We start from the raw sequence: 2,767 nt of genomic DNA on the forward strand, positions 1-2,767 counted from the left end.
AGTCCAGGGTGGAGGGCGTATCGATAGCGGCTGCCCTGGTGGGCTTGCAGTGCGGGCTGGACGAAGCCGCAGTGAATGCGCTGCTTGATGTGAACGAACACCTGTCTTTTGGTGCGCGCGAGGTGGACGCATCGCGCAGGCCGCCGCCTGCCGCCGGGGGCCTGGCAACGCAATCCGTATCCGTTTAACCAACCCGAGGGGGATTTATGACCAGAGCCATCTGCATTGCCTTCATGCTCGCCTTCTGCGCTGCGTCTGCGTGCGCTCAGGAGGCCTATCCCACCAAACCGGTCACCCTGATCGTGCCCTTTGCGGCCGGGGGGCCCATGGACAAACTGGCCAGGGAGCTTGCCGTGCCCATGCAGGCCCAGCTGCGCCAGCCTGTGGTTATCCAGAATCTGTCCGGCGCCGGCGGTAACCTCGGCACGGTCATCGCCATGCGGGCTCCAGCCGATGGTCACACGCTGCTGATGGGGCACATCGGCATGGCGACTTCACCGGCGCTGTACCGGAACCTGGGCTTCAAGCCGGATGTGGATTTCGCGCCGCTGGGAGTGGTGGTCGACACGCCTCTGGTGCTGGTTGCGCGGCCGCAGGTGCCCGTGGACTCCTTGGTGAGCCTCATCCGCTGGATGGCCCGGCAGCCGCAGGTGAGGCTGGCGCACGCCGGTGTGGGCTCGTCATCGCACCTGTGCGGCTTGCTGCTCCAGTCTTCATTGAAAGTCAGCATTACGACCGTGCCCTACCGTGGCAGTGCGCCCGCAGTGGCGGACCTGCTTGGCGGGCATGTGGACATGATCTGTGACCCCACCCCTACGACGGTCGGCCATATCCAGGCCGGCAAGCTCAAGGCAATTGCCGTGACCTCCGCCAAACCCCTGACCGGCACGTCGCTCGCCGCCGTTCCGACCATGGCACGGTTCGGTATTTCGGGTGTCGAGCTGAGCATCTGGTTTGCCCTTTATGCGCCGAAGGACACGCCACCGCACATCCAGCAACGGCTCAATGATGTGCTGCGGACGGCCATGAAAACACCTGCCTTCAGGCAGGCGCAAATTGCCTCAGGCATACAGGTCGTGGAGGATGACCGTGCCACGCTGGCCGGGCACCGCAGCTTTCTGGGCAACGAAATTGCCCGGTGGGGGCCCATCATCAAGGCGGCCGGTGTTTATGCCGACTAGCTGTTCGTGCTGTCCCATGCATGCGGCGACGCTGCAGGGATTAAGTCAGTCTCTCGGTAATAGATGGTTAAGTATTGTTTTTGTATGAAACGCTAGTTTAGTATTGATATTTGTTGTTTGATTAGATAAAATACTATCGTTTTAACAAGAAACGATATTTTTCTATCTATGAAAACATTGTCTGAAGTTGCAGCCAACCTGGAAAGCCAGCGCCAGCGCCTGGGGCTGGATTACCAGGCCGTTGCCGAAAGCACGGGGCTGACGCCTTTGTCGGTGCGCAGCGTTTTGCAAGGCAAGACGGCGCCACGCGTGACCACGCTGATGGCCATTGCCGACCAGCTTGGGCTGGAGGTGCTGCTGCTGCCCAAGGTGGTGGCTGCAGGGCTGCAGGCGCAAGCCGCCGAAGGGCCGGCGCCGGCCTTGTCGCGGGTGGACCGCATCGTGGCCGAAACTTCCCAGCTCGCTGGGGCAAACATCAAGAACGTCAGGCCCTAATCCATGAACGTTCTGGCGCTCGATATTTATATCGGCACCTTGCGTGCCGGCCTGCTGTTCCAGTACGGCACGGGCAGCAGCGCGCTCACACGTTTCATTCCAGACGAGGTTTTTTGGTCCAACCCGGATTCGCCGGTGTTCTCCTGGGCTGCCACCGACGAYGACCCACAGCGCCGGGAGATTTTCTGGCGCAGTTATGTGAACACGCCATTCTTCAATGCCGAAGGCGGGCGCCTGCCGGCCTTCTTCCAGAACCTGCTGCCCGAAGGGCCGCTGCGCCGCCACCTGGAGCAGTTGCGCGGTTGCGGGCCGAACGACCATTTCGACATGCTGGCTGCCTGCGGCACAGACTTGCCGGGCAATGTGTATGCCTATCCCGCGCACCTTGATGCCGATGCGCTGGCAGGGGTGGTGACACAGCACAACGATGCGCTCGAAATGTCCGTCACGGCCGATCCTTTGCCCGACGCGACATCGCTGTCGGGCGTTCAGCCCAAGCTGGCGCTGGTGCAGCAGCCGGGTCGCTACGTGGCGCGCACCCGCGACGCGCAAGGCATCCACATCATCGCCAAGCTGCCCACAGCCGAATTTGCCCTGTTGCCCGAAGTGGAAGAGCTTTCCCTGCGGCTTGCGCGGGCAGCCGGCGTGAACGTGTGCCAGGCCTGGCTGGCGCCCATGGACGAGATCGTCGCCGAGCAACCCTTTGTACTTGGCGAAAGCCGGCATTTCCTCGCCGTCAAGCGCTTTGACCGCGGGCCTGAGGGCCACATTCATTGCGAAGACTTTGCGCAGATCCTGCGCATCCAGCCGGAAGAAAAATACACGCATCCCGCTGCAACCTACGCCGCCATGGCCCGGACGTTGCGTGAAGGCATGAGCCTGGAGGCGCACCTGGGTGAGGGCGCTGCAGAAGAATTGATCCGCCGCGTGATGGTCAATGAAATGCTCGGCAACTATGACGCCCACGTCAAAAACTTCGGTGTGGTGTACCCGGGTGGCCGCACGCCCGAGCTGTCTCCGGCCTACGACGTGGTGGCGTACGCGGCCTACCTGGGCGGCAGGGGCCACGCGCTGCGCTTTGTGCCCGGTGG

General features: G+C 62.5%; 4 protein-coding genes. All 4 read left to right on the top strand.

Features of this window, described 5'->3' with window-relative positions; genetic code table 11:
- Positions 1 to 188: hypothetical protein (locus tag AC1DWI_RS19035; RefSeq protein ID WP_477725455.1), on the top strand; the 188-nt coding region annotated here is incomplete at its 5' end.
- An 18-nt stretch (positions 189 to 206) separates the two neighbouring features.
- Positions 207 to 1,181, top strand: coding sequence for a tripartite tricarboxylate transporter substrate-binding protein (locus AC1DWI_RS19040; protein ID WP_477669302.1), 975 nt, complete (start codon positions 207 to 209; stop codon positions 1,179 to 1,181).
- 168 nt (positions 1,182 to 1,349) lie between these two features.
- Positions 1,350 to 1,676 (top strand): helix-turn-helix domain-containing protein, encoded by a 327-nt coding sequence (locus AC1DWI_RS19045; protein WP_477669303.1) that lies wholly within the window; start codon positions 1,350 to 1,352, stop codon positions 1,674 to 1,676.
- A gap of 3 nt (positions 1,677 to 1,679) precedes the next feature.
- Positions 1,680 to 2,767 (top strand): type II toxin-antitoxin system HipA family toxin (locus tag AC1DWI_RS19050; RefSeq protein WP_477725456.1); only part of this gene is annotated, 1,088 nt, incomplete at its 3' end.

The sequence above is a fragment of the Polaromonas sp. P3_C2 genome (assembly GCF_056402675.1).

Coding starts and splice junctions, on each gene's coding strand:
- AC1DWI_RS19040 (WP_477669302.1), top strand. CDS start 207: ATGACCAGAGCCATCTGCATTGCCTTCATGCTCGCCTTCTGCGCTGCG.
- AC1DWI_RS19045 (WP_477669303.1), top strand. CDS start 1,350: ATGAAAACATTGTCTGAAGTTGCAGCCAACCTGGAAAGCCAGCGCCAG.